Here is a 20,587-nt window from a genome sequence, read left to right on the forward strand (position 1 = left end):
TAAAATCCACAGGAGGTGTGACGAATGACCAAAGGAATCTTAGGTAGAAAAATCGGTATGACGCAAGTTTTTGCTGAGAATGGTGATTTGATCCCTGTAACTGTTATTGAAGCTGCTCCAAACGTAGTACTTCAAAAGAAAACAGTTGAAACAGACGGCTACGAAGCAGTCCAAATCGGTTTCGATGATAAACGTGAAAAACTTTCAAACAAACCTGAAAAAGGGCATGTAGCTAAAGCAAACACTACTCCTAAGCGCTTCATCCGCGAAATTCGCGATGTAAACTTAGCTGAGTACGAAGTTGGTCAAGAAGTCAAAGTTGAAATTTTCGCAGAAGGCGATGTAGTAGATGTAACAGGTGTTACGAAAGGTAAAGGTTTCCAAGGTGTTATCAAACGCCACGGACAATCTCGTGGACCTATGGCTCATGGTTCTCGCTATCACCGTCGTCCTGGTTCAATGGGACCAGTTGCTCCAAACCGCGTATTTAAACAAAAAAGATTACCTGGTCAAATGGGTGGCAACACAGTAACAATTCAAAACTTAACAATTGTTAAAATTGATGCTGAACGTAATTTGCTACTTATTAAAGGTAATGTTCCTGGTTCTCGTAAAGCATTAGTGACAGTTAAAACTGCTATTAAATCTAACTAATTTTTCGAAGAAAGGAGGAAACAGGAATGACAAAAGTTAACGTACTTAGTCAAACAGGTTCTTCTGTAGGTGAAATCGATTTAAATGATGCAATCTTTGGAATTGAACCAAATCAATCAGTATTATTTGACGCTGTAATCGCTCAACGCGCTTCACTACGTCAAGGTACACATAAAGTTAAAAACCGTTCAGAAGTTGCTGGTGGTGGTCGTAAACCATGGCGTCAAAAAGGTACAGGTCGTGCTCGCCAAGGTTCTATCCGTTCTCCACAATGGCGTGGCGGTGGTACTGTATTCGGTCCTACACCTCGTAGCTACAGCTATAAACTTCCTAAAAAAGTTCGTCGCTTAGCTCTTAAATCAGCACTATCTTCTAAAGTTGCTGAAACAAATTTCGTAGTTTTAGATGCTCTTAAATTAGAAGCACCAAAAACGAAAGAATTCGTGAAAGTTCTTACTGATCTTTCTATCGAATCTAAAGCATTATTTGTAACTGCTGACCTTGATGAAAATGTAGCATTATCTGCTCGTAACATCCCAGGTGTAACAGTTCTAACTGCTGCTGGAATCAACGTTCTTGATCTTGTAGGTCATGATAAAGTTGTATTCACTCAAGCAGCTGTACAAAAAGTTGAGGAGGTGCTTGGTTAATGGAAGCACGTGAAGTATTAAAACGTCCTGTCATTACTGAGCGTTCTTCAGAACTAATGGCAGAAAACAAATATACTTTTGAAGTTGACACTCGTGCCAACAAAACAGAAGTAAAAGACGCTGTTGAAGAAATTTTTGGCGTTAAAGTTGAAAAAGTTAACATTATGAACTACAAAGGTAAATACAAACGCGTTGGACGCTTTGGTGGTTACACAAACAAACGTCGTAAAGCAATTGTAAAATTATCTGAAGGCGAAATCGAATTATTTGAAAAGTAATTGATCGTTCAATATGAACAATAAAGAAGGAGGGAACACAAATGGCGATTAAAAAGTATAAGCCTACCTCAAATGGTCGTCGTAATATGACATCATCTGACTTTGCTGAGATTACTACTAACAAACCTGAAAGATCTTTGTTAGAATCTACAAAAAGCAAAGCTGGTCGTAATAACCAAGGTAAAATCACTGTTCGTCATAATGGTGGTGGCCACAAACGTCAATATCGTGTCATTGATTTCAAACGTGTAAAAGATGACATTCCAGGACGCGTTGCTACTATCGAATATGATCCAAACCGATCTGCTAACATCGCATTAATCAACTATGCTGATGGTGAAAAACGTTATATTCTAGCACCAAAAGGTCTAGAAGTTGGAATGACAATTGTATCTGGTCAAGAAGTTGATATTAAAGTAGGGAACGCTCTACCATTATCAAACATCCCAATGGGTACAACAATCCATAATATTGAATTAAAACCTGGCAAAGGTGGTCAACTAGTACGTTCTGCTGGTACATCTGCTCAAGTTTTAGGTAAAGAAGGTAAATACGTAATCGTTCGTCTTCAATCTGGCGAAGTTCGTATGATCCTAGGTACATGTCGTGCTACTATCGGTGAAGTTGGTAATGAACAACATGAACTTATTCACCTTGGTAAAGCTGGACGTACTCGTTGGTTAGGTAAACGCCCAACTGTTCGTGGTTCTGTTATGAACCCTAACGATCACCCACATGGTGGTGGTGAAGGTAAAGCTCCTGTAGGACGTAAATCACCAATGACTCCTTGGGGTAAACCAGCACTTGGTTACAAAACTCGTAATAAGAGAAACAAATCCGACAAACTTATCATTCGTCGTCGCAAAAAATAATGTGATTAGACTACGGTTCAACAAGAGAGCCGTGGTAGGATCACGGAGGGAGGTTCCAAAATGGGTCGTAGCTTGAAAAAAGGGCCTTTTGTTGATGAACACTTAATGAAAAAAGTAGAAGCTCAACAAGATTCAGAAAAAAAACAAGTGATTAAAACTTGGTCTCGCCGCTCTACAATCTTCCCGAATTTCATCGGTTTAACAATCGCTGTATATGATGGACGTAAACACGTGCCTGTATACGTGACTGAAGATATGGTAGGTCATAAACTAGGCGAATTTGCACCAACACGTACTTTCAAAGGACATGGTGCAGATGATAAGAAAACTTCAGTACGCTAATTTGAGAGGAGGTAAATCCTGATGCAAGAAGCTAAAGCTATTGCTCGCACAGTTCGAATTGCTCCTCGTAAAGTCCGCTTAGTAGTTGATTTAATCCGAGGCAAGCAAGTTGGCGAAGCGGTTGCAATTTTACGTCATACTCCAAGAACAGCATCTCCTGTAGTAGAAAAAGTACTAAAATCTGCAGTTGCAAACGCTGAACACAATTATGATTTAGATGTTAATAACTTAGTAATTTCAGAAGTATTCGTTGACGAAGGTCCAACGTTAAAACGTTTCCGTCCACGTGCTCAAGGACGTGCAAGCGCTATTAACAAACGTACAAGCCACATTACAATCGTGGTATCTGAGAAGAAGGAGGGATAATACGTGGGACAAAAAGTACATCCAATAGGATTACGTGTCGGTGTCATTCGTGATTGGGAATCTAGATGGTACGCTGAAAAAGACTATGCTACATTACTTCACGAAGACATTAAAGTTCGTAAATTCATTGAAACTCGTTTAAAAGAAGCATCGGTTTCTAAAGTTGAAATCGAACGTGCTGCAAATAAAATCAACATTACAATTAGCACAGCGAAACCAGGTATGGTTATCGGTAAAGGCGGTACAGAAGTAGAAACACTTCGTAAAAACCTTAACGAAATGACTGGTAAACGCGTTCACATCAACATCGTTGAAATCAAACGTGCTGATCTTGACGCTAAATTAGTAGCTGAAAATATTGCTCGCCAATTAGAAAACCGTGTATCATTCCGTCGTGCACAAAAACAAGCAATCCAACGCACAATTCGTGCAGGTGCTCAAGGTATTAAAACACAAGTATCTGGGCGTCTAGGTGGCGCTGATATCGCTCGTGCTGAACACTACAGCGAAGGAACTGTTCCACTTCATACTCTTCGTGCTGACATTGATTATGCTCATGCAGAAGCTGACACTACTTATGGTAAATTAGGTGTTAAAGTATGGATCTATCGTGGTGAAGTCCTTCCAGTTAAGAAGAACTCTGAGGAAGGAGGCAAATAATATGTTATTGCCAAAACGCGTTAAATATCGTCGTGTACATCGTGGCAAAATGCGTGGTCAATCAAAAGGCGGCACTAAAGTAACATTTGGGGAATTTGGTTTACAAGCATTAGATGCTAGCTGGATTACTAACCGCCAAATTGAAGCTGCACGTATTGCTATGACTCGTTATACAAAACGTGGCGGTCAAGTTTGGATTAATATCTTCCCACACAAACCATACACTAAAAAGCCTCTTGAAGTACGTATGGGTTCAGGGAAAGGTGCTCCTGAAGGTTGGGTAGCCGTAGTAAAACCAGGTAGAGTTATGTTTGAAATCGGTGGCGTTTCAGAGGAAGTTGCTCGTGAAGCACTTCGTTTAGCAGCACATAAATTACCTGTTAAATGTAAGATTGTTAAACGTGAAGAAATTGGTGGTGAATCTAATGAAAGCTAATGAAATCCGTGAACTTACAACTGCAGAAATCGAAGTAAAAGTAAAATCACTGAAAGAAGAGCTTTTCAACCTTCGCTTCCAATTGGCGACTGGTCAATTAGAAAACACAGCTCGCATTCGTGAAGTACGCAAAGCGATTGCGCGAATGAAAACTGTGATTCGCGAAAGAGAAATCAGTGCACATAACTGATAAAGAGGAGGTTTGCAAGCATGACTGAGCGTAACCAACGCAAAGTTTACACAGGTCGCGTAGTTTCTGACAAAATGGACAAAACAATCACTGTTTTAGTTGAAACTTACAAGAAGCATACGCTTTATGGTAAACGTGTAAAATACTCTAAAAAATTCAAAGCGCATGATGAAAACAACGTAGCTAAAGTTGGAGATATCGTACGCATCATGGAAACTCGTCCGCTATCAGCTACTAAACGCTTCCGTTTAGTTGAAGTTGTAGAAAAAGCGGTTATTATCTAATATATTTCGGAATATACATCCGAAGGGAGGTAACCTAAGTGATTCAACAAGAAACTCGTTTGAAAGTTGCCGACAACTCAGGTGCAAAAGAAGTACTAACTATTAAAGTACTTGGTGGTTCTGGACGTAAAACAGCTAATATCGGTGATGTTATTGTATGTTCAGTTAAGAAAGCAACACCAGGAGGCGTTGTCAAGAAGGGCGAAGTAGTTAAAGCTGTTATCGTTCGTACGAAAAGCGGTGTTCGTCGTAAAGACGGTACTTATATCAAATTTGATGAAAACGCATGTGTAATCATTCGTGATGATAAATCACCACGCGGAACACGTATTTTCGGACCAGTAGCACGTGAATTACGTGATAATAACTTTATGAAAATTGTTTCATTAGCTCCGGAAGTTCTTTAATTACATGACAGTGCCAATCAAGGAGGTGCGACAGAATGCATGTTAAAAAAGGCGACAAAGTAGTGGTTATTACAGGTAAAGATAAAGGAAAAACAGGTGTGATCTTAGCTGCTTTTCCTAAAAAAGACCGTGTAATAGTTGAAGGTGTTAACATCGTAAAAAAACATGTGAAACCTAACCAACTTAATCCACAAGGTGGAATTGTCAGCCAAGAGGCAGCAATTCACGTTTCGAACGTAATGCTAATCGATCCTAAATCTGGCGAGCCGACTCGCGTAGGTTATAAAGTAGAAGATGGCAAAAAAGTTCGTATAGCAAAAAAATCAGGTGCAGTAATCGATAAATAAGTTTAAAAGAGAAGGGAGGTACAAACATGAACCGCCTAAAAGAAAAATATGAAAATGAAGTTTCTAAAGCTCTTATGAGTAAATTTGGATATACTTCAACAATGCAAGTACCAAAAGTTGAAAAAATTGTTGTCAACATGGGTGTTGGTGATGCAGTTCAAAACTCAAAAGTTCTTGATGCTGCTGTTGAAGAATTAACATTAATTACTGGTCAAAAACCAGTTGTTACTAAAGCTAAAAAATCAATTGCAGGCTTCCGTCTTCGTGAAGGCATGCCAATCGGTGCAAAAGTTACATTACGTGGTGAACGTATGTATGACTTCTTGGACAAATTAATTTCTATTTCTCTTCCACGTGTACGTGACTTCCATGGGATTTCTAAAAAAGCATTTGATGGTCGCGGCAATTACACTCTTGGAGTGAAAGAACAATTAATCTTCCCTGAAATCGACTATGATAAAGTTTCAAAAGTACGCGGTATGGATATCGTTATCGTTACTACTGCGAACTCAGATGAAGAAGCTCGCGAGTTGTTAACACAATTCGGTATGCCATTCCAAAAATAATATAGGGAGGCGAGAACGTGGCTAAAAAATCAATGATCATTAAACAACAACGTGGTGCAAAGTATAAAGTTCAAGAATATACTCGTTGTGAACGCTGTGGCCGTCCACACTCTGTATACCGCAAATTTAAACTTTGCCGTATTTGTTTCCGTGAACTTGCTTACAAGGGACAAATTCCTGGCGTTAAAAAAGCCAGCTGGTAATCCCCTAATTTGGGAAGGAGGTAAATTGTAATGACTATGACAGATCCAATTGCAGATATGCTTACACGCATTCGTAATGCGAACATGGTCCGTCACGAAAAATTAGAGCTTCCAGCTTCTAATATTAAAAAAGAAATCGCTGAAATTCTTAAGCGTGAAGGTTTCGTTCGTGACGTTGAATATGTTGAAGATGACAAACAAGGTATTATCCGTATCTTCTTAAAATACGGTCAAAATAATGAACGTGTTATTACAGGCTTAAAACGTATTTCTAAACCAGGTCTACGTGTTTATGCGAAAACTGATGAAGTGCCTAAAGTGTTGAACGGTCTAGGTATCGCTTTAGTATCAACTTCACAAGGTTTATTAACAGATAAAGAAGCTCGCGCTAAAAAAGTTGGCGGCGAAGTTTTAGCATACGTTTGGTAATTAGCAACAAAGGAATGGAGGTGCAACATTAAATGTCTCGTATAGGTAAAAAGCCAATCGAGGTACCTGCAGGTGTTACTGTATCAATTGATGCTGAGAATGTAGCAACTGTAAAAGGACCAAAAGGCGAATTAGTTCGTGCTTTTAGCAAAGATATTAAAATCGAACAAGAAGGTAATGTGATCACTTTATCACGTCCTTCTGAATCTAAAGAACACCGTACAATTCATGGTACAACTCGTGCTTTACTTGCTAACATGGTTACAGGTGTTTCTGAAGGATTCGCTAAATCTTTAGAATTAGTTGGGGTTGGTTATCGTGCTCAATTACAAGGTAAAAAACTTGTATTGAACGTTGGTTACTCTCACCCAGTAGAATTCACACCAGAAGAAGATTTAGAATTTGAAGTACCTTCTAACACTAAAGTAGTCGTTAAAGGTATCTCTAAAGAAAAAGTGGGAGCTCTTGCTTCAAACATTCGTGACGTACGTCCGCCAGAACCATATAAAGGTAAAGGGATTCGTTATGAAGGCGAATATGTTCGCCGTAAAGAAGGTAAAACAGGTAAATAATGCTGCTTAAGCGTTAGAAAGGAGTGAACCTTTGTGATTACGAAACAAGATAAAAATCAAGTTCGTAAAAAACGTCATGCTCGCGTACGTGCTAAAATTTCAGGTACTACACAACGTCCACGTTTAAATGTATACCGTTCAAATAAACACATTTACGCTCAAATCATTGACGATACTCAAGGCGTAACACTTGCTTCAGCTTCAACTATGGATAAAGATTTTGAAGGTGCTGCAAGCAATGTGGAAGCTGCAACAAAAATTGGTGAAACAATCGCTAAACGTGCTGCAGAAAAAAATATCAAAGCTGTTGTATTTGACCGTGGTGGTTATTTATATCATGGACGTGTAAAAGCTTTGGCTGAAGCTGCTCGCGAAAACGGTTTAGAATTTTAATAAGAAGGAGGTATACTTTTCATGGGTCTTAATATTGACGCAAACAATCTAGAACTTGAAGAACGCGTTGTTACAATTAACCGCGTTGCTAAAGTTGTAAAAGGTGGACGTCGTTTCCGCTTTACTGCATTAGTTGTAGTTGGAGATCGTAATGGTCATGTAGGTTTTGGTACTGGTAAAGCACAAGAAGTACCTGATGCTATTCGTAAAGCTGTAGAAGATGCTAAGAAAAACCTTATTGAAGTTCCACGTGTTGGTGGTACTACACCTCACTTAGTAATTGGTAACTTTGGTGCAGGTCATATCATGGTCAAACCTGCTGCTCCTGGTACAGGTGTTATCGCTGGTGGTCCAGTACGTGCCGTACTTGAACTTGCTGGTATTACTGATATTCTATCTAAATCTTTAGGTTCAAACACACCAATCAACATGGTACGTGCAACTATTAAAGGTTTATCTGAATTAAAACAAGCTGAAGAAGTTGCAAAACTTCGTGGTAAATCAGTAGAAGAACTATTAGGTTAAGGGAGGGAAATAACATGTCAAATAAACTAGAAATTACCCTCACTAAAAGTTTAATTGGTGCTAAACCAGCTCAACGTAAAACAATTGAAGCACTAGGTTTACGTAAAATGCATCAAACTGTTGAACATGCTGACAACGAAGCTATTCGCGGTGCGATTACTAAAGTTGCTCACTTAGTAACAGTTACTGAAAAATAATCTTAAATTTAAATACAAGGAGGTGCCATCTAATGAAACTTCATGAGTTAGAACCAGCAGCTGGTTCACGCAAAGAACGTAACCGTGTTGGCCGTGGTATTGCGACTGGTAATGGTAAAACTTCAGGTAGAGGACAAAAAGGTCAAAAATCACGTTCAGGCGGCGGTGTACGCCCTGGATTTGAAGGTGGTCAAAACCCAATTTTTCGTCGTTTACCAAAACGCGGATTCACTAACATTAATCGCAAGGAATACGCTATCGTAAATCTTGATGCATTAAATCGTTTTGAAGAAGGCACAGAAGTTACACCAGCTTTACTTATTGAAACTGGTGTTGTGGGTAAAGAAAAAGCAGGCATTAAAGTTCTTGGTAACGGAACTCTTGATAAAAAGCTTACAGTCAAAGCTCATAAATTCTCTACATCTGCAAAAGAAGCAATTGAAAATGTCGGCGGAAACATTGAGGTGATTTAATGTTTCGAACAATCTCTAACTTTATGAGCGTGAGAGATATAAGAAATAAAATCATTTTCACCCTTTTGATGTTGGTGGTTTTCCGTATAGGGTCGTTCATTCCAGTACCAAATGTAGATGCTGAAGTATTACAACAAACGGATCAATACAGCTTGGTTGGTTTCTTGAATACTTTTGGCGGTGGAGCACTTAAAAACTTCTCTATTTTTGCGATGGGGATTATGCCTTATATTACGGCATCAATTATTGTTCAACTGTTACAAATGGATGTTGTCAAAAAGTTCACCGAGTGGTCAAAACAAGGTGAAGTTGGTCGTAAAAAACTTGCCCAATTTACTCGTTATTTTGCAATTCTCCTTGCATTTATTCAATCAATCGCTATGTCTTACGGTTTTAACCGTATGTACAGCGGTTCATTGATTAAAGAAGAAGGAGTAATGACGTACTTAACAATTGCGATCGTGTTAACTGCAGGTACAGCATTCTTATTATGGCTAGGCGAACAGATTACAGAAAAAGGTGTTGGAAATGGTATTTCCATTGTCATCTTCGCTGGGATCGTAGCTGCATTACCTAATACAGTGAACCAAATTTATGCTCAACAATTTGAAAATGCTGGTGACCAATTGTTCATCAACATTATTACGCTTGTCTTGATTGCATTAGCAGCTCTTGCCATTGTAGTCGGAGTTATTTATGTTCAACAAGCGAATCGTAAAATTCCGATTCAATATGCGAAAGGTTCTGGTGCTCAACGTGGAGCTCAACAATCGCATCTTCCATTGAAAGTCAACTCTGCAGGGGTTATTCCAGTAATCTTTGCTGTTGCATTTCTCGTAACACCGAGAACAATTGCTACTTTCTTCGAAGACAATAAAGTAACACAATTTATTGAAAGAACGTTTGATTATTCTCAACCAGTTGGGATGATTTTATATGTAGCGCTAATTGTAGCGTTTACGTATTTTTATGCGTTTGTTCAAGTTAATCCAGAAAAAGTTTCTGATAATCTGAAGAAACAAGGCGCTTATATTCCAGGTATTCGCCCGGGTAAAAGTACACAAGATTATTTAACAACTGTTTTATATCGCTTAACATTTGTAGGAGCTATTTTCTTGGCAGTAGTGGCAGTTCTTCCAATCTTGTTTATCAATATTGCCAATCTACCATCTTCTGCACAGATTGGTGGTACTAGTTTGTTGATCGTTGTCAGTGTTGCACTAGAAACGATGAAACAATTAGAATCACAACTTGTAAAACGTCACTACAAAGGTTTTATGAAATAAAGGTTGGTTTTTTGGAACGTTAATCGTTCCTAAAAACCTTCATACTAATATTGGGGGCAGTCCGTATGAATATCGTTTTAATGGGTTTGCCTGGTGCTGGTAAAGGTACCCAGGCAGACAAAATTGTTGAGAAGTACGATATCCCTCATATTTCTACAGGCGATATGTTCCGTGCAGCTATTAAAAATGGCACGGAATTAGGGCTTAAAGCGAAATCGTTTATGGATCAAGGTGCTTTAGTACCAGATGAAGTAACGATTGGAATTGTTCGTGAACGTTTAAGCCAACCTGATTGTGATCAAGGCTTCCTACTGGATGGCTTCCCACGTACTACTGTTCAAGCTGAGGCTTTAGATAATATTCTAGCGGATCTTGGTAAAAAAGTAGAACATGTGATTAACATCGAAGTAGAAAAAGAAGAATTGATTAAACGTTTAACAGGTCGTCGTATCTGTAAAGTATGTGGCTCTTCCTATCATCTAGTTTTCAACCCTCCTAAAGAGGAAGGAAAATGTGATAAAGATAGAGGAGAACTTTATCAAAGAGCAGACGATAATCCAGAAACAGTTACGAATCGTCTAGAAGTAAATATCAAGCAATCTCAACCATTACTTGATTTTTATCGTAAGAAAAATGTTTTAACGAATATTAATGGTCAGCAAGATATAGATGATGTATTTGCTGATGTTGATGCTCTATTTAAAGGCAACCGCAATTAATACCCGAGATTAAGGACGCAGATGTCTGCAACCGCGGGAGTATGTGGTAGCATAGCGAAAATTCATTTTCGAGAGCTGCAAAAGCATATTGTACCCGGTCTATGCACTGATGAATAGTTTGTATCTTTTGGATACCATATATATCCTTGATGCATTCTTTATTCTGAAAGGGTATAATGGGTTTCGTGGAAAAGTATCTGTGTAAACGGTAAGCGGGTATACAGGATCTCATCCAGGGTAGCCGGGGAGCGTGTGAGAATCAGGTAAACCCTGCACTTATATCTTGGTTCGAGAAGCGAAGCCTGATGAGCGTCTTTCGAACATCTCTCATACAAACCAAACATATGTTGAGAAGTAGCATAACTTGCAGCAAATTCCGAAAGAATTTGGCGATAGTTCTTGAATTGCATATAGAAGGGAGACAGGGTCGATGGCGAAAGACGATGTAATTGAAATCGAAGGCACAGTTATTGAAACTTTGCCAAACGCGATGTTTAAGGTAGAATTAGAAAATGGTCATACAGTTCTTGCACATGTATCAGGCAAAATCCGTATGCACTTTATTCGCATTTTACCTGGGGATAAAGTAACCATTGAGTTATCTCCATATGACTTAACTCGCGGTCGTATCACATACCGTTTTAAATAATCTTTTGCACTCCGGACCACTAAGGAGGTTAGGTTAGATGAAAGTGAGACCATCTGTGAAACCGATCTGTGAAAAATGCAAAGTTATTCGCAGACGCGGTAAAGTAATGGTAATCTGTGAAAATCCTAAACACAAACAAAAACAAGGATAATTTTCAAGGAGGTGTAAATTATACATGGCACGTATTGCTGGTGTTGACATTCCACGCGAAAAACGCGTTGTAGTTTCATTAACATACATTTTCGGTATCGGTAACACAACTGCTAAACAAATTCTTGCAGACGCAGGTGTTTCAGAAGATACTCGTGTTCGTGATTTAACAGAAGACGAACAAAACAAAATCCGTGAACAAGTTGACAAATACAAAGTAGAAGGTGACTTACGTCGCGAAACTTCTCTTAACATTAAACGCTTAATGGAAATCGGTTCTTACCGAGGTATTCGTCATCGTCGCGGTTTACCAGTACGCGGACAACATTCTAAAAACAACGCACGTACTCGTAAAGGTCCTCGTAAAACTGTAGCTAATAAGAAAAAATAGTAGGTAAAGGAGGTTTATTCTAAACATGGCACGTAAACAACAAGCTCGTAAACGTCGTGTGAAAAAAAATATCGAATCTGGTATTGCACACATTCGTTCTACATTTAATAACACAATTGTAACCATCACTGACATGCAAGGTAATGCTGTTTCTTGGTCTTCAGCTGGTGCACTAGGTTTCAAAGGTTCACGTAAATCTACACCATTTGCTGCACAAATGGCTGCTGAAACGGCTGCTAAAGCGTCTTTAGAACATGGTTTAAAAACTTTAGAAGTAACTGTTAAAGGTCCTGGTGCAGGTCGTGAAGCTGCTATCCGTGCGCTTCAAGCTGCAGGTTTAGAAGTTACAGCTATTAAAGATGTAACACCAGTTCCTCATAATGGTTGCCGCCCACCAAAACGTCGTCGTGTATAATAGTTGCAACTCTCTTATGTATTGAGTACACTTTTTATACATGAATAGAATATATAGTTTGAATGATTAATGAATGATTGATTGACATTCGATTTAAATGGAAATAATACCATATATTCGATGTTTTGAAGGAGGGTAAATTGAATGATCGAAATTGAAAAACCAAAGATTGAAACCGTAGAGATCAGTGATGATTTAAAATACGGCAAGTTTGTTGTAGAACCACTTGAACGTGGGTATGGAACTACTTTGGGTAATTCACTACGTCGTATCCTTCTGTCTTCTTTACCAGGAGCTGCTGTAACCTCAATTCAAATTGACGGCGTACTACACGAATTCTCTACTGTTGAAGGCGTTGTAGAAGATGTTGCATCAATTATTTTGAACATTAAAAAGCTAGCTTTAAAAATTTACTCTGACGAAGAAAAAGTCATTGAAATTGATTTTAAAGGTGACGGAGTTGTAACTGCTGCAGATATTACGCATGACAGTGACGTAGAAGTATTAAATCCAGATCTATACATTGCAACTGTTGCTAATAATGGTCATCTCCGTATGCGTATGTATGCGCAACGTGGACGTGGATACACTCCAGCTGATCAAAACAAACGTGAGGATCTTCCTATCGGCGTGATCCCGATCGACTCTATTTACACTCCAGTTTCACGCGTCAACTACACTGTTGAAAATACTCGTGTTGGACAATCTTCTGACTACGATAAACTTTCACTTGATGTGTGGACAGATGGCAGCATCGGTCCAAAAGAGGCGATTTCGCTCGGAGCTAAGATTTTAACCGAGCACTTAAATATCTTCGTTGGTTTAACAGATGAAGCAAAAACTGCTGAAATCATGGTTGAAAAAGAAGAAGATCAAAAAGAAAAGGTTTTAGAGATGACGATCGAAGAACTAGATCTTTCTGTTCGTTCTTACAACTGTCTAAAACGTGCTGGCATCAATACGGTTCTAGAACTTGCTAACAAGTCAGAAGACGATATGATGAAAGTTCGTAATTTAGGGCGTAAATCATTAGAAGAAGTAAAAGCGAAGTTAGAAGAGCTTGGTTTAGGATTACGAGAAGAAGACTAAGCGACTTTAAAAATATGTAAGATCAGTAATTGAACAAAGGAGGGAAACATCCATGGGTTACAGAAAACTTGGACGTACAAGTTCTCAACGCAAAGCTTTATTACGTGATTTAGCAACAGACCTAATCATTAACGAGCGTATTGAAACAACAGAAACTCGTGCGAAAGAATTGCGCTCAGTAGTTGAAAAAATGATTACTTTAGGTAAACGTGGTGACTTACACGCTCGTCGTCAAGCTGCTGCATTTATCCGTCGTGAAGTAGCAACTTCAACTGATGCTGAAGGTAATGAATCAACAGTTTTTGCACTTCAAAAATTGTTTGATGATGTAGCACCACGCTACACTGACCGTCAAGGCGGTTATACTCGCATTATGAAATTAGGATCTCGCCGTGGTGACGGTGCACCTGTAGTTGTAATTGAATTAGTTTAATTATAACAATGCGAGGGAGGGTGTACTTGTTCACTATAATTGAACTTACACCCTCTTTTTTAAAAAATAAAGATTTATACGACAAATTGAAAAGCTGAGCGTTATGATGAGCGGACATCATTAGTGCTGTCTCGTTTAGCTCTACGCACCTCATTCACGTTTAAGGTATGAGCGACCTTAGAACGGGAGATATCTAATTAGCGCATTTCTCTGAGTGGGGTGCGCGCTTTTTTATTTTATTTTGATAGCAGCCTAATTCGACTTTTGCCATTATGGACAAAGTCGTCTTTTTTTACCAAAAGCTATTTTCAACTAGTAATCATACATAAAACAGTGTAAGTTATAAAAGAGCAGAGCTTAGAACAGTCTAGCGAGAGGAGTTAAAACGCATGCATGAAATTTTATCACTAAATCATGTGACTTTCACATATGCGCCTGAAGAACCCACGGTAAAGAAAGCAGTGGAAGATGTTTCTTTCCATGTGGAAGAAGGTGAATGGATTGCCATTGTAGGTCATAATGGTTCAGGCAAATCAACAATTGCTCGTCTTATTAGTGGTCTGCTTTTTCCACAGAGTGGTACTGTAAATGTTTTAGGACAAACATTAAGTGAAGAAAATTTATGGGAATCTCGTTCTCAGATAGGAATGGTTTTTCAAAATCCCGACAATCAATTTGTAGGTGCTACAGTTCAAGATGATGTAGCGTTTGCTTTAGAAAATAATGGTGTACCTTATGAAGATATGGTCGAGCGCGTTCATGAAGCGTTAAAACAAGTTAAAATGGACGACTTTTTAAATCATGAACCCCAACACTTATCGGGGGGACAAAAGCAACGTGTCGCAATAGCAGGTGCACTTGCACTACGACCACGGTTGCTTATTTTGGATGAGGCAACCTCAATGCTTGATCCACAAGGACGTCAAGAAGTCCTTTCGGTTGTGAGAGATTTACGTGAAAAAACAGGATTAACTGTATTATCGATCACACATGATTTAGAAGAAGCAGTTATGGCTGATCGGTTATTATTTATGAATGGTGGGAAAAAGTATGCTGAAGGTACCCCATCGGAGATTTTTGCTTTAGGTGACCAATTAATTGAACTTGGATTGGACTTACCCTTTGCCATGAAGCTTACAAAACTTTTACAAGCGGAAAGTGTGCAGCTTCAAGGCGAAAACATGACAGAGGAACAGTTGGTGAATGATTTATGGACATCGAACTTCAAAAAGTAAGCTTTGCCTATGCACCAGGTACGCCCTTTGAAAAAAGAGCATTATTTGATGTAGATTTGGCTATTCCTTCAGATAGCTATCAAGCCATTATTGGGCATACTGGTTCAGGTAAATCAACGATATTACAACATTTAAACGCATTGCTAAAACCAACAGAAGGATCAGTGCGAATTGGAGATAGAACGATTCATGCCGGAAAAAAGGAGAATGATCTACGACCGGTGCGTCAAAAAGTAGGAATCGTCTTTCAATTTCCTGAACATCAATTGTTCGAGGAAACGGTTTTAAAAGATATTATTTTTGGACCTATGAATTTTGGCGTATCAGAGGAAGAGGCTATTAATCGAGCCCATACATTAATAAAGTTAGTAGGGCTTCCAGAATCAGTTCTTGAGAAATCACCTTTTGATCTATCTGGTGGGCAAATGCGTCGAGTCGCCATTGCCGGTGTTTTGGCTATGGAACCTGAAGTCATCGTTTTAGATGAACCAACTGCTGGATTGGATCCGAGAGGTCGTACGGAAATCATGGAATTGTTCTATCGGTTACACAGGGAACGTCATTTAACGACAATTCTTGTTACACATAGTATGGAAGATGCAGCGCGCTATGCAGATCGCATTGCTATTATGCATGAGGGCCATTGTGTACTAACCGGTACGCCAGAGGAAATCTTTAGTAACGCAGAAGAATTAGTAAATTATCGTTTGGAATTACCTCATGTTGTACGTTTCCAACATCAACTTGAGCAGAAAATGGGTCGTAAACTGCCAAAACTTTGTCTAACAGAAGAGGAATTAGCGAAGACGATTGCGCAATTATTACGAGAGGAGCGTGATGGTCAATGATGGATAAAATGATATTTGGTCGTTTTATACCTGGTGACTCATTTGTTCATAGATTGGATCCACGCTCCAAACTGATATTTGTTTTTGCATTTATTATTGTCGTCTTTTTGGCCAATAATACGCCAACATATATTGTGCTTTTGGCATTCACATTATTAGTCATTTTAATGTCTCGCATTAAATTATATTTTCTAATCAATGGATTAAAGCCTATTATCATTTTGATGGTATTTACTTTCTTATTGCATATCTTCTTTACAAAAGAGGGGCCATTGATTTTTGAATGGAAATTTATTCACATTTATGAGCAAGGTCTTAGACAAGGGATTTATATCTCTATTCGTTTCTTAGTATTGGTTTTTGTCACATCTATCTTAACTTTAACGACATCTCCTATTTCTATCACGGATGGGATGGAAGTGCTATTAGGTCCTCTTAAAAAATTTAAACTACCAGTACATGAACTGGCGTTGATGATGTCTATATCCTTACGTTTTATCCCAACATTAATGGATGAGACCGATAAAATTATGAAGGCACAAATGGCAAGAGGCTCTGATATTACTACAGGTCCCATCAAAGATAGAATTAAGGCAGTTGTCCCATTATTAGTTCCCCTATTTGTGAGTGCATTTAAACGAGCAGAAGATCTAGCAACAGCTATGGAGGTTCGTGGCTATCGTGGCGGAGAAGGAAGAACTCGTTATCGTCAGTTAAAATGGAGTATAGAAGATACTGTAGCATTACTTTCTATTGTAGTGATAACGGCTATATTGGTGTATTTGCGTAGTTAAAAGTAATAGGAGCTATAACGATGAAGAGAAGAATGAAAGCGACCATCACCTATGATGGCACCAATTTTTCGGGATATCAAGTTCAACCAAAGCAAAGAACTGTTCAAGAGGAAATCGAGAAGGTACTAACGAAAATGCATAAGGGTGAGATCGTCCATGTGACAGCAAGCGGTAGAACAGATGCAGGAGTTCATGCAACAGGACAAGTCATTCATTTTGATACTACGCTGTCGATTCCGCTTAATCGTTATGTGCGAGCATTAAACGTACAGTTGCCTCAAGATATTCGTGTGCTAAAAGTGGAGGAAGTATCTAGTGATTTTCATGCTCGCTATAGTGCTCATGATAAACGATATCGTTATATTTGGGCATGTGAAGAAATACAAAACCCTTTTAGACGGTTTTATACGACATTTACCAATGGCACGAAACCAGATGTTAAGGCAATGGAGGAAGCAGCGCGTTATATTTTAGGAACGCATGATTTTTCATGTTTCTGTGCGGCACATACAAGTGTAAAGGATAAAGTTCGTACAGTAACTGCCTTAACTTTTGAGTGGCATCAAGAGGAACTGCATATGGTCATTGAAGGGAACGGCTTTTTATATAATATGGTGCGTATTATTGCTGGTACACTTTGGGAAATAGGGATTGGTAAACGTAATTCTTATGAAATGGCCGAAATCATAGTCTCTATGGATAGAGGAAGAGCTGGTAAAACTGCGCCAGCTCAAGGTTTGTATCTTGAAAACGTACATTATGAAATTTGAAGCAACATGTCCAGGTGTTTTTCTTGAAATACTTGACTTACATTGCTATTTGTTGTAAGATGACATATGGTATTTTCATTACCCCACGAGATAAGCCCCGAATCTTACTTTTGAGGATAAAGAAAACAATTGGAACAAAGTTAATAGAAACAATTTAAAAATTGTAGGAGGATACTAAAAATGCGTACAACATTCTTGGCTAAAGGTCACGAAGTAGAACGTAAATGGTTAGTTGTAGACGCTGAAGGCCAAACTCTTGGTCGCTTAGCATCTGAAGTAGCTGCTCTTTTACGTGGTAAACATAAAGCAATCTATACACCAAACGTTGACACAGGTGATCACGTGATTATTATCAACGCTGACAAAATTGAGTTAACTGGTAATAAATTAAAAGGTAAAATTTACTATCGTCACACTCAATTTGCTGGTGGTTTAAAAACTCGCACAGCTGGCGAAATGAAAGAAAAATATCCAGTTCAAATGCTTGAATTGGCAGTTAAAGGCATGCTTCCTAAAAACACTTTAGGTCGTCAAATGTTCAACAAACTACACGTTTACACTGGTTCTGAACATCCACATGCAGCACAAAAACCAGAAGCTTATGAGCTTCGCGGATAATAATTAGAGGAGGATATAACCTTGGCACAAGTTCAATATATTGGTACAGGTCGTCGTAAAAGCTCAACTGCTCGCGTACGTTTAGTACCAGGTGAAGGCAAAATTGTTATTAACAACCGCGACGTTGAAAATTACGTCCCATTCGCATCTTTACGTGAAGTAATTAAACAACCACTAGTAGCAACTGAAACTCTAGGTAGCTATGACATTTACGTAAATGTAAACGGTGGTGGTTTTACAGGTCAAGCAGGCGCAATCCGTCACGGTATCGCTCGTGCATTACTAACTGTTGACCCTGATTTCCGTCCAGCTCTTAAATCAGCTGGTCTACTTACTCGTGACCCTCGTATGAAAGAACGTAAAAAATACGGTCTTAAAGGCGCTCGTCGTGCACCACAATTCTCAAAACGTTAGTCAATTTCTTATTGTATCAACGTTTGCAAAGGTTTTTTGGTTCAAGTTGGTTCAAATCGGCTTGAACTTCATAAAGAACTTAACAGATTTAAAGCATCAGCATCTTGCTGGTGCTTTTTTTCTGGCATTAATTCCAGATAGTAGTTTTGGGTTGTTTGAATGTTGATGTGACCTAATCGTTTTGATACATACGCAATATCTATATCTTGTGAAAATAAAAATGATGCGTGCGTATCTCTTAAGCCGTGGAATGTTGTTTTTTTAATGTTTAATTTCGTTAATAATTCGGCTAAAAGTTCTGATTGTTTAAAGCCACCAAAGCCAAAAATATAACCATTCTCTTTAACGGGAATGTTACGGATAAGCTCATATACTTCTCTGTTGATAGAAACATCACGTTTTGCATTTTGTGTTCTTAGTGAAGTATCATCAGAAGTGGGGCTGATTGAGTGCCTAACCTTAATTCCGTACTCGTATAAATTTTTTGGTCGAATAGCTAATAATTCACCTCGTCGCATACCGCGAGTAAGACAAGTAAGCTAAATTCATCTTCTGGGTGCTGTAAAACATAATTACGAAGCATTTTAAAGTCTTTAATAGACAAAGCTTTGTTTCGCTTAGGTGGGTTTTCCCCACGTGTTTTCACAAACGAGCAAAATCATTAGCAATATAACCACGAGCATATGCATCACGTAATGATGTTTTGATTTTAAGAAGAACCTCATGTGTTGTTTTTCGAGAATGTGTCTTGGCATACTCATCTATCTTCTTCTGAACAACAATATCGTTTAAATCTTTTAATTGGATATCCAGAAATAAGTTTCGAATAACCCCTAAAGTACGAACGTAATTTTGAAATGTAGTTTCTCTCACGTTATTTACTTTTACAAAATAAATCCAATTCTCGAAGAAGTCCACAAAGGCCGTTGTTCTGTGTGCAAGCTCTTTATCTTCGCCTTTCGCTAATTCCATTTCTAGAGTCCAAAGTTCTGTTTCTTTCTTTGTTGGAAAAGTTTTAGAAAGTTTTTTATGCTTGCCTTGTTTGTATAAAGAAACTTGAGTCCTATATGATTTCCCTCTTTGAATAATACTAGCCATGCTATCAATTCCCTTCATAAAAATAGTCGATAGATGCTAGGTTGAATACAACTGTATTGTATTCCGAACCTAACATCTCATCAACTGTCAATAAATTAAGCCGAGTGATTTTCAATAAATTGTATTAAAGCTTTCATTGTGTATCTTTCATGCCGACCAATCATGAAACGCTCAAGCCCTTCATGTGGTCGTATATATTTATCAAATGATTTTGGGTCTACACCTAGAAAATGAGATGCTTGTTCCCTTGTTAAAAGATATGGGTAATCCTTTGAAATGTTATTTATGCACATAAAGGCATCGTCTCCTTTTTAGACTTTTATTTGAACGGGTAACCTTTATTTGTATATAATACAGAGTATTTTTTCAACCACAATATGACATCGTTATTAGGCTCATAGTTTTCAAATTCGGTATATAGGAATGCTAAACACTTCTTTAGACCTTCATCACCCCATAAACTCCTAACTTTATACAAATACGGAAATAATATAGAACCATTTAAAATATGCTTCTGTGATTGTTCTAACAAGTTCGTTCGGGGTGAAGGAGAACTAAACATAAAACTTTTTTGATTAAGCAAATCAAGCATTTTCTTACTGTAAGTCGTTAGTCTGTCAGATTTAGTATAATAAAATTGATAACGATCAGTTAAAGCTGATACGAGCAAATCCTTTAGTTCTGTATCACTATTTATAGCTTTTAGTCCATCCGATAAATCATGAGCATAAGTCCCTTTATAAACTGCTTCAAAACGTACCCAATTATCGTATTGTAAAGCTTCTTCATAGCGAATACCCATTCTATTCCCTAACGATAGCTGTGCTACTTACG

38 protein-coding genes are annotated in these 20,587 nt (G+C 38.3%); 34 read left to right on the top strand and 4 right to left on the bottom strand.

Annotated features, from left to right (window positions below; genetic code table 11):
- The first annotated feature begins 24 nt into the window (after positions 1–24).
- The 34 genes from rplC to rpsI all read left to right on the top strand — a co-directional run bounded on the left by rplC (position 25) and on the right by rpsI (position 18,655).
- Positions 25–654, top strand: coding sequence for a 50S ribosomal protein L3 (gene rplC / locus FEU33_RS16360; RefSeq protein WP_146550550.1), 630 nt, complete (start codon positions 25–27; stop codon positions 652–654).
- A 26-nt stretch (positions 655–680) separates the two neighbouring features.
- Positions 681–1,304, top strand: a complete 624-nt coding sequence (gene rplD, locus FEU33_RS16365; RefSeq protein WP_146550551.1) for a 50S ribosomal protein L4 — start codon at positions 681–683, stop codon at positions 1,302–1,304.
- Positions 1,304–1,582, top strand: coding sequence for a 50S ribosomal protein L23 (gene rplW / locus FEU33_RS16370; RefSeq protein ID WP_146550552.1), 279 nt, complete (start codon positions 1,304–1,306; stop codon positions 1,580–1,582). Before rplD ends, rplW begins: the two co-directional genes overlap by 1 nt.
- Before the next feature lie 41 nt (positions 1,583–1,623).
- Entirely contained in the window at positions 1,624–2,454 is an 831-nt protein-coding gene (gene rplB, locus FEU33_RS16375) for a 50S ribosomal protein L2 (RefSeq protein ID WP_146550553.1), read from the top strand.
- A 60-nt stretch (positions 2,455–2,514) separates the two neighbouring features.
- The gene (rpsS, locus tag FEU33_RS16380; RefSeq protein ID WP_102693547.1) at positions 2,515–2,796 is read left to right on the top strand and encodes a 30S ribosomal protein S19; all 282 of its coding nucleotides are present in this window, start codon (positions 2,515–2,517) and stop codon (positions 2,794–2,796) included.
- Between the two features lie 21 nt (positions 2,797–2,817).
- Complete coding sequence (gene rplV, locus FEU33_RS16385; RefSeq protein WP_146550554.1) at positions 2,818–3,162, top strand: 50S ribosomal protein L22; 345 nt, start codon at positions 2,818–2,820, stop codon at positions 3,160–3,162.
- A gap of 3 nt (positions 3,163–3,165) precedes the next feature.
- On the top strand, positions 3,166–3,822 hold the full coding sequence (rpsC, locus tag FEU33_RS16390) for a 30S ribosomal protein S3 (RefSeq protein ID WP_146550555.1): 657 nt from the start codon (positions 3,166–3,168) through the stop codon (positions 3,820–3,822).
- A gap of 1 nt (position 3,823) precedes the next feature.
- Positions 3,824–4,258, top strand: a complete 435-nt coding sequence (rplP, locus tag FEU33_RS16395) for a 50S ribosomal protein L16 (RefSeq protein ID WP_146550556.1) — start codon at positions 3,824–3,826, stop codon at positions 4,256–4,258.
- Positions 4,248–4,448 (top strand): 50S ribosomal protein L29, encoded by a 201-nt coding sequence (gene rpmC / locus FEU33_RS16400; protein WP_146550557.1) that lies wholly within the window; start codon positions 4,248–4,250, stop codon positions 4,446–4,448. Before rplP ends, rpmC begins: the two co-directional genes overlap by 11 nt.
- Positions 4,449–4,468: 20 nt before the next feature.
- A complete protein-coding gene (rpsQ, locus tag FEU33_RS16405) occupies positions 4,469–4,732 on the top strand; it encodes a 30S ribosomal protein S17 (RefSeq protein WP_146550558.1) in 264 nt (87 codons plus the stop codon).
- A gap of 38 nt (positions 4,733–4,770) precedes the next feature.
- A complete protein-coding gene (gene rplN, locus FEU33_RS16410; protein ID WP_146550559.1) occupies positions 4,771–5,139 on the top strand; it encodes a 50S ribosomal protein L14 in 369 nt (122 codons plus the stop codon).
- Between the two features lie 35 nt (positions 5,140–5,174).
- On the top strand, positions 5,175–5,486 hold the full coding sequence (gene rplX / locus FEU33_RS16415; RefSeq protein WP_146550560.1) for a 50S ribosomal protein L24: 312 nt from the start codon (positions 5,175–5,177) through the stop codon (positions 5,484–5,486).
- Between the two features lie 26 nt (positions 5,487–5,512).
- On the top strand, positions 5,513–6,052 hold the full coding sequence (gene rplE / locus FEU33_RS16420) for a 50S ribosomal protein L5 (RefSeq protein ID WP_146550561.1): 540 nt from the start codon (positions 5,513–5,515) through the stop codon (positions 6,050–6,052).
- A 17-nt stretch (positions 6,053–6,069) separates the two neighbouring features.
- Positions 6,070–6,255 (top strand): type Z 30S ribosomal protein S14, encoded by a 186-nt coding sequence (locus FEU33_RS16425; RefSeq protein ID WP_146550562.1) that lies wholly within the window; start codon positions 6,070–6,072, stop codon positions 6,253–6,255.
- 30 nt (positions 6,256–6,285) lie between these two features.
- Positions 6,286–6,684 (top strand): 30S ribosomal protein S8, encoded by a 399-nt coding sequence (gene rpsH / locus FEU33_RS16430; RefSeq protein WP_066790894.1) that lies wholly within the window; start codon positions 6,286–6,288, stop codon positions 6,682–6,684.
- Between the two features lie 32 nt (positions 6,685–6,716).
- Positions 6,717–7,256: a 50S ribosomal protein L6 gene (rplF, locus tag FEU33_RS16435; RefSeq protein ID WP_146550563.1), complete on the top strand. Its 540-nt coding sequence runs from the start codon at positions 6,717–6,719 to the stop codon at positions 7,254–7,256.
- 33 nt (positions 7,257–7,289) lie between these two features.
- A complete protein-coding gene (rplR, locus tag FEU33_RS16440) occupies positions 7,290–7,649 on the top strand; it encodes a 50S ribosomal protein L18 (protein ID WP_146550564.1) in 360 nt (119 codons plus the stop codon).
- 21 nt (positions 7,650–7,670) lie between these two features.
- Complete coding sequence (gene rpsE / locus FEU33_RS16445) at positions 7,671–8,174, top strand: 30S ribosomal protein S5 (RefSeq protein ID WP_146550565.1); 504 nt, start codon at positions 7,671–7,673, stop codon at positions 8,172–8,174.
- A gap of 14 nt (positions 8,175–8,188) precedes the next feature.
- On the top strand, positions 8,189–8,371 hold the full coding sequence (gene rpmD, locus FEU33_RS16450) for a 50S ribosomal protein L30 (RefSeq protein ID WP_119415288.1): 183 nt from the start codon (positions 8,189–8,191) through the stop codon (positions 8,369–8,371).
- Between the two features lie 32 nt (positions 8,372–8,403).
- Positions 8,404–8,844 (top strand): 50S ribosomal protein L15, encoded by a 441-nt coding sequence (rplO, locus tag FEU33_RS16455; protein ID WP_146550566.1) that lies wholly within the window; start codon positions 8,404–8,406, stop codon positions 8,842–8,844.
- The gene (gene secY / locus FEU33_RS16460) at positions 8,844–10,130 is read left to right on the top strand and encodes a preprotein translocase subunit SecY (protein WP_146550567.1); all 1,287 of its coding nucleotides are present in this window, start codon (positions 8,844–8,846) and stop codon (positions 10,128–10,130) included. The genes rplO and secY overlap by 1 nt, the downstream gene beginning before the upstream one ends.
- A gap of 65 nt (positions 10,131–10,195) precedes the next feature.
- The gene (locus tag FEU33_RS16465) at positions 10,196–10,849 is read left to right on the top strand and encodes an adenylate kinase (protein WP_146550568.1); all 654 of its coding nucleotides are present in this window, start codon (positions 10,196–10,198) and stop codon (positions 10,847–10,849) included.
- Positions 10,850–11,279: 430 nt separating this feature from the next.
- Positions 11,280–11,498 carry a translation initiation factor IF-1 gene (gene infA, locus FEU33_RS16470; protein WP_146550569.1) on the top strand — a complete coding sequence of 73 codons (219 nt, stop codon included), beginning with the start codon at positions 11,280–11,282 and terminating at the stop codon, positions 11,496–11,498.
- Between the two features lie 37 nt (positions 11,499–11,535).
- Entirely contained in the window at positions 11,536–11,649 is a 114-nt protein-coding gene (gene rpmJ / locus FEU33_RS16475; protein WP_000868344.1) for a 50S ribosomal protein L36, read from the top strand.
- Positions 11,650–11,673: 24 nt separating this feature from the next.
- The gene (gene rpsM / locus FEU33_RS16480; RefSeq protein ID WP_146550570.1) at positions 11,674–12,039 is read left to right on the top strand and encodes a 30S ribosomal protein S13; all 366 of its coding nucleotides are present in this window, start codon (positions 11,674–11,676) and stop codon (positions 12,037–12,039) included.
- Positions 12,040–12,064: 25 nt separating this feature from the next.
- A complete protein-coding gene (gene rpsK, locus FEU33_RS16485) occupies positions 12,065–12,454 on the top strand; it encodes a 30S ribosomal protein S11 (protein ID WP_146550571.1) in 390 nt (129 codons plus the stop codon).
- Positions 12,455–12,598: 144 nt separating this feature from the next.
- Complete coding sequence (locus FEU33_RS16490) at positions 12,599–13,543, top strand: DNA-directed RNA polymerase subunit alpha (protein WP_146550572.1); 945 nt, start codon at positions 12,599–12,601, stop codon at positions 13,541–13,543.
- A gap of 52 nt (positions 13,544–13,595) precedes the next feature.
- Positions 13,596–13,976 carry a 50S ribosomal protein L17 gene (gene rplQ, locus FEU33_RS16495; RefSeq protein WP_146550573.1) on the top strand — a complete coding sequence of 127 codons (381 nt, stop codon included), beginning with the start codon at positions 13,596–13,598 and terminating at the stop codon, positions 13,974–13,976.
- 389 nt (positions 13,977–14,365) lie between these two features.
- Entirely contained in the window at positions 14,366–15,211 is an 846-nt protein-coding gene (locus FEU33_RS16500) for an energy-coupling factor ABC transporter ATP-binding protein (RefSeq protein WP_146550574.1), read from the top strand.
- Entirely contained in the window at positions 15,187–16,059 is an 873-nt protein-coding gene (locus FEU33_RS16505) for an energy-coupling factor ABC transporter ATP-binding protein (RefSeq protein WP_146550575.1), read from the top strand. Before FEU33_RS16500 ends, FEU33_RS16505 begins: the two co-directional genes overlap by 25 nt.
- Positions 16,056–16,853 carry an energy-coupling factor transporter transmembrane component T family protein gene (locus FEU33_RS16510; RefSeq protein WP_146550576.1) on the top strand — a complete coding sequence of 266 codons (798 nt, stop codon included), beginning with the start codon at positions 16,056–16,058 and terminating at the stop codon, positions 16,851–16,853. The genes FEU33_RS16505 and FEU33_RS16510 overlap by 4 nt, the downstream gene beginning before the upstream one ends.
- A gap of 20 nt (positions 16,854–16,873) precedes the next feature.
- Entirely contained in the window at positions 16,874–17,623 is a 750-nt protein-coding gene (gene truA / locus FEU33_RS16515; RefSeq protein ID WP_146550577.1) for a tRNA pseudouridine(38-40) synthase TruA, read from the top strand.
- 180 nt (positions 17,624–17,803) lie between these two features.
- Positions 17,804–18,241, top strand: coding sequence for a 50S ribosomal protein L13 (gene rplM, locus FEU33_RS16520; protein ID WP_146550578.1), 438 nt, complete (start codon positions 17,804–17,806; stop codon positions 18,239–18,241).
- Positions 18,242–18,262: 21 nt separating this feature from the next.
- Entirely contained in the window at positions 18,263–18,655 is a 393-nt protein-coding gene (gene rpsI, locus FEU33_RS16525; RefSeq protein ID WP_146550579.1) for a 30S ribosomal protein S9, read from the top strand.
- Between the two features lie 68 nt (positions 18,656–18,723).
- Here the strand turns inward: rpsI and FEU33_RS19175 are convergent, their stop codons facing one another.
- The 4 genes from FEU33_RS19175 to FEU33_RS16540 form a co-directional block, all read right to left on the bottom strand.
- A complete protein-coding gene (locus FEU33_RS19175) occupies positions 18,724–19,173 on the bottom strand; it encodes a site-specific integrase (protein ID WP_244951065.1) in 450 nt (149 codons plus the stop codon).
- Positions 19,174–19,297: 124 nt separating this feature from the next.
- The gene (locus FEU33_RS19180) at positions 19,298–19,753 is read right to left on the bottom strand and encodes a tyrosine-type recombinase/integrase (RefSeq protein ID WP_244951066.1); all 456 of its coding nucleotides are present in this window, start codon (positions 19,751–19,753) and stop codon (positions 19,298–19,300) included.
- Between the two features lie 95 nt (positions 19,754–19,848).
- Positions 19,849–20,046 (bottom strand): MerR family transcriptional regulator, encoded by a 198-nt coding sequence (locus FEU33_RS16535; protein WP_146550580.1) that lies wholly within the window; start codon positions 20,044–20,046, stop codon positions 19,849–19,851.
- A gap of 26 nt (positions 20,047–20,072) precedes the next feature.
- Positions 20,073–20,555 carry a replication initiation factor domain-containing protein gene (locus tag FEU33_RS16540; RefSeq protein WP_146550581.1) on the bottom strand — a complete coding sequence of 161 codons (483 nt, stop codon included), beginning with the start codon at positions 20,553–20,555 and terminating at the stop codon, positions 20,073–20,075.
- Positions 20,556–20,587 lie beyond the last annotated feature (32 nt).

It is taken from the genome of Rummeliibacillus suwonensis, from assembly GCF_007896435.1.
Lineage (GTDB): Bacteria > Bacillota > Bacilli > Bacillales_A > Planococcaceae > Rummeliibacillus > Rummeliibacillus suwonensis.

Excerpts from the sequence above, each read along its gene's own strand:
- rplX (WP_146550560.1), top strand. The coding sequence starts at position 5,175 with ATGCATGTTAAAAAAGGCGACAAAGTAGTGGTTATTACAGGTAAAGAT.
- rplF (WP_146550563.1), top strand. The coding sequence starts at position 6,717 with ATGTCTCGTATAGGTAAAAAGCCAATCGAGGTACCTGCAGGTGTTACT.
- rplP (WP_146550556.1), top strand. The coding sequence starts at position 3,824 with ATGTTATTGCCAAAACGCGTTAAATATCGTCGTGTACATCGTGGCAAA.
- rpmD (WP_119415288.1), top strand. The coding sequence starts at position 8,189 with ATGTCAAATAAACTAGAAATTACCCTCACTAAAAGTTTAATTGGTGCT.
- rplW (WP_146550552.1), top strand. The coding sequence starts at position 1,304 with ATGGAAGCACGTGAAGTATTAAAACGTCCTGTCATTACTGAGCGTTCT.
- rplE (WP_146550561.1), top strand. The coding sequence starts at position 5,513 with ATGAACCGCCTAAAAGAAAAATATGAAAATGAAGTTTCTAAAGCTCTT.
- rpsM (WP_146550570.1), top strand. The coding sequence starts at position 11,674 with ATGGCACGTATTGCTGGTGTTGACATTCCACGCGAAAAACGCGTTGTA.
- FEU33_RS19180 (WP_244951066.1), bottom strand. The coding sequence starts at position 19,753 with ATGGCTAGTATTATTCAAAGAGGGAAATCATATAGGACTCAAGTTTCT.
- FEU33_RS16505 (WP_146550575.1), top strand. The coding sequence starts at position 15,187 with ATGGACATCGAACTTCAAAAAGTAAGCTTTGCCTATGCACCAGGTACG.
- infA (WP_146550569.1), top strand. The coding sequence starts at position 11,280 with ATGGCGAAAGACGATGTAATTGAAATCGAAGGCACAGTTATTGAAACT.
- FEU33_RS16540 (WP_146550581.1), bottom strand. The coding sequence starts at position 20,555 with ATGGGTATTCGCTATGAAGAAGCTTTACAATACGATAATTGGGTACGT.
- rplD (WP_146550551.1), top strand. The coding sequence starts at position 681 with ATGACAAAAGTTAACGTACTTAGTCAAACAGGTTCTTCTGTAGGTGAA.
- rplC (WP_146550550.1), top strand. The coding sequence starts at position 25 with ATGACCAAAGGAATCTTAGGTAGAAAAATCGGTATGACGCAAGTTTTT.
- rpmC (WP_146550557.1), top strand. The coding sequence starts at position 4,248 with ATGAAAGCTAATGAAATCCGTGAACTTACAACTGCAGAAATCGAAGTA.
- FEU33_RS16535 (WP_146550580.1), bottom strand. The coding sequence starts at position 20,046 with ATGTGCATAAATAACATTTCAAAGGATTACCCATATCTTTTAACAAGG.
- FEU33_RS16465 (WP_146550568.1), top strand. The coding sequence starts at position 10,196 with ATGAATATCGTTTTAATGGGTTTGCCTGGTGCTGGTAAAGGTACCCAG.
- rplB (WP_146550553.1), top strand. The coding sequence starts at position 1,624 with ATGGCGATTAAAAAGTATAAGCCTACCTCAAATGGTCGTCGTAATATG.
- rpsK (WP_146550571.1), top strand. The coding sequence starts at position 12,065 with ATGGCACGTAAACAACAAGCTCGTAAACGTCGTGTGAAAAAAAATATC.
- FEU33_RS16510 (WP_146550576.1), top strand. The coding sequence starts at position 16,056 with ATGATGGATAAAATGATATTTGGTCGTTTTATACCTGGTGACTCATTT.
- rpsS (WP_102693547.1), top strand. The coding sequence starts at position 2,515 with ATGGGTCGTAGCTTGAAAAAAGGGCCTTTTGTTGATGAACACTTAATG.
- rpsE (WP_146550565.1), top strand. The coding sequence starts at position 7,671 with ATGGGTCTTAATATTGACGCAAACAATCTAGAACTTGAAGAACGCGTT.
- rpmJ (WP_000868344.1), top strand. The coding sequence starts at position 11,536 with ATGAAAGTGAGACCATCTGTGAAACCGATCTGTGAAAAATGCAAAGTT.
- FEU33_RS19175 (WP_244951065.1), bottom strand. The coding sequence starts at position 19,173 with ATGCGACGAGGTGAATTATTAGCTATTCGACCAAAAAATTTATACGAG.
- rplQ (WP_146550573.1), top strand. The coding sequence starts at position 13,596 with ATGGGTTACAGAAAACTTGGACGTACAAGTTCTCAACGCAAAGCTTTA.
- truA (WP_146550577.1), top strand. The coding sequence starts at position 16,874 with ATGAAGAGAAGAATGAAAGCGACCATCACCTATGATGGCACCAATTTT.
- rpsQ (WP_146550558.1), top strand. The coding sequence starts at position 4,469 with ATGACTGAGCGTAACCAACGCAAAGTTTACACAGGTCGCGTAGTTTCT.
- FEU33_RS16500 (WP_146550574.1), top strand. The coding sequence starts at position 14,366 with ATGCATGAAATTTTATCACTAAATCATGTGACTTTCACATATGCGCCT.
- rplV (WP_146550554.1), top strand. The coding sequence starts at position 2,818 with ATGCAAGAAGCTAAAGCTATTGCTCGCACAGTTCGAATTGCTCCTCGT.
- rplO (WP_146550566.1), top strand. The coding sequence starts at position 8,404 with ATGAAACTTCATGAGTTAGAACCAGCAGCTGGTTCACGCAAAGAACGT.
- FEU33_RS16490 (WP_146550572.1), top strand. The coding sequence starts at position 12,599 with ATGATCGAAATTGAAAAACCAAAGATTGAAACCGTAGAGATCAGTGAT.
- rplM (WP_146550578.1), top strand. The coding sequence starts at position 17,804 with ATGCGTACAACATTCTTGGCTAAAGGTCACGAAGTAGAACGTAAATGG.
- secY (WP_146550567.1), top strand. The coding sequence starts at position 8,844 with ATGTTTCGAACAATCTCTAACTTTATGAGCGTGAGAGATATAAGAAAT.
- rpsH (WP_066790894.1), top strand. The coding sequence starts at position 6,286 with ATGACTATGACAGATCCAATTGCAGATATGCTTACACGCATTCGTAAT.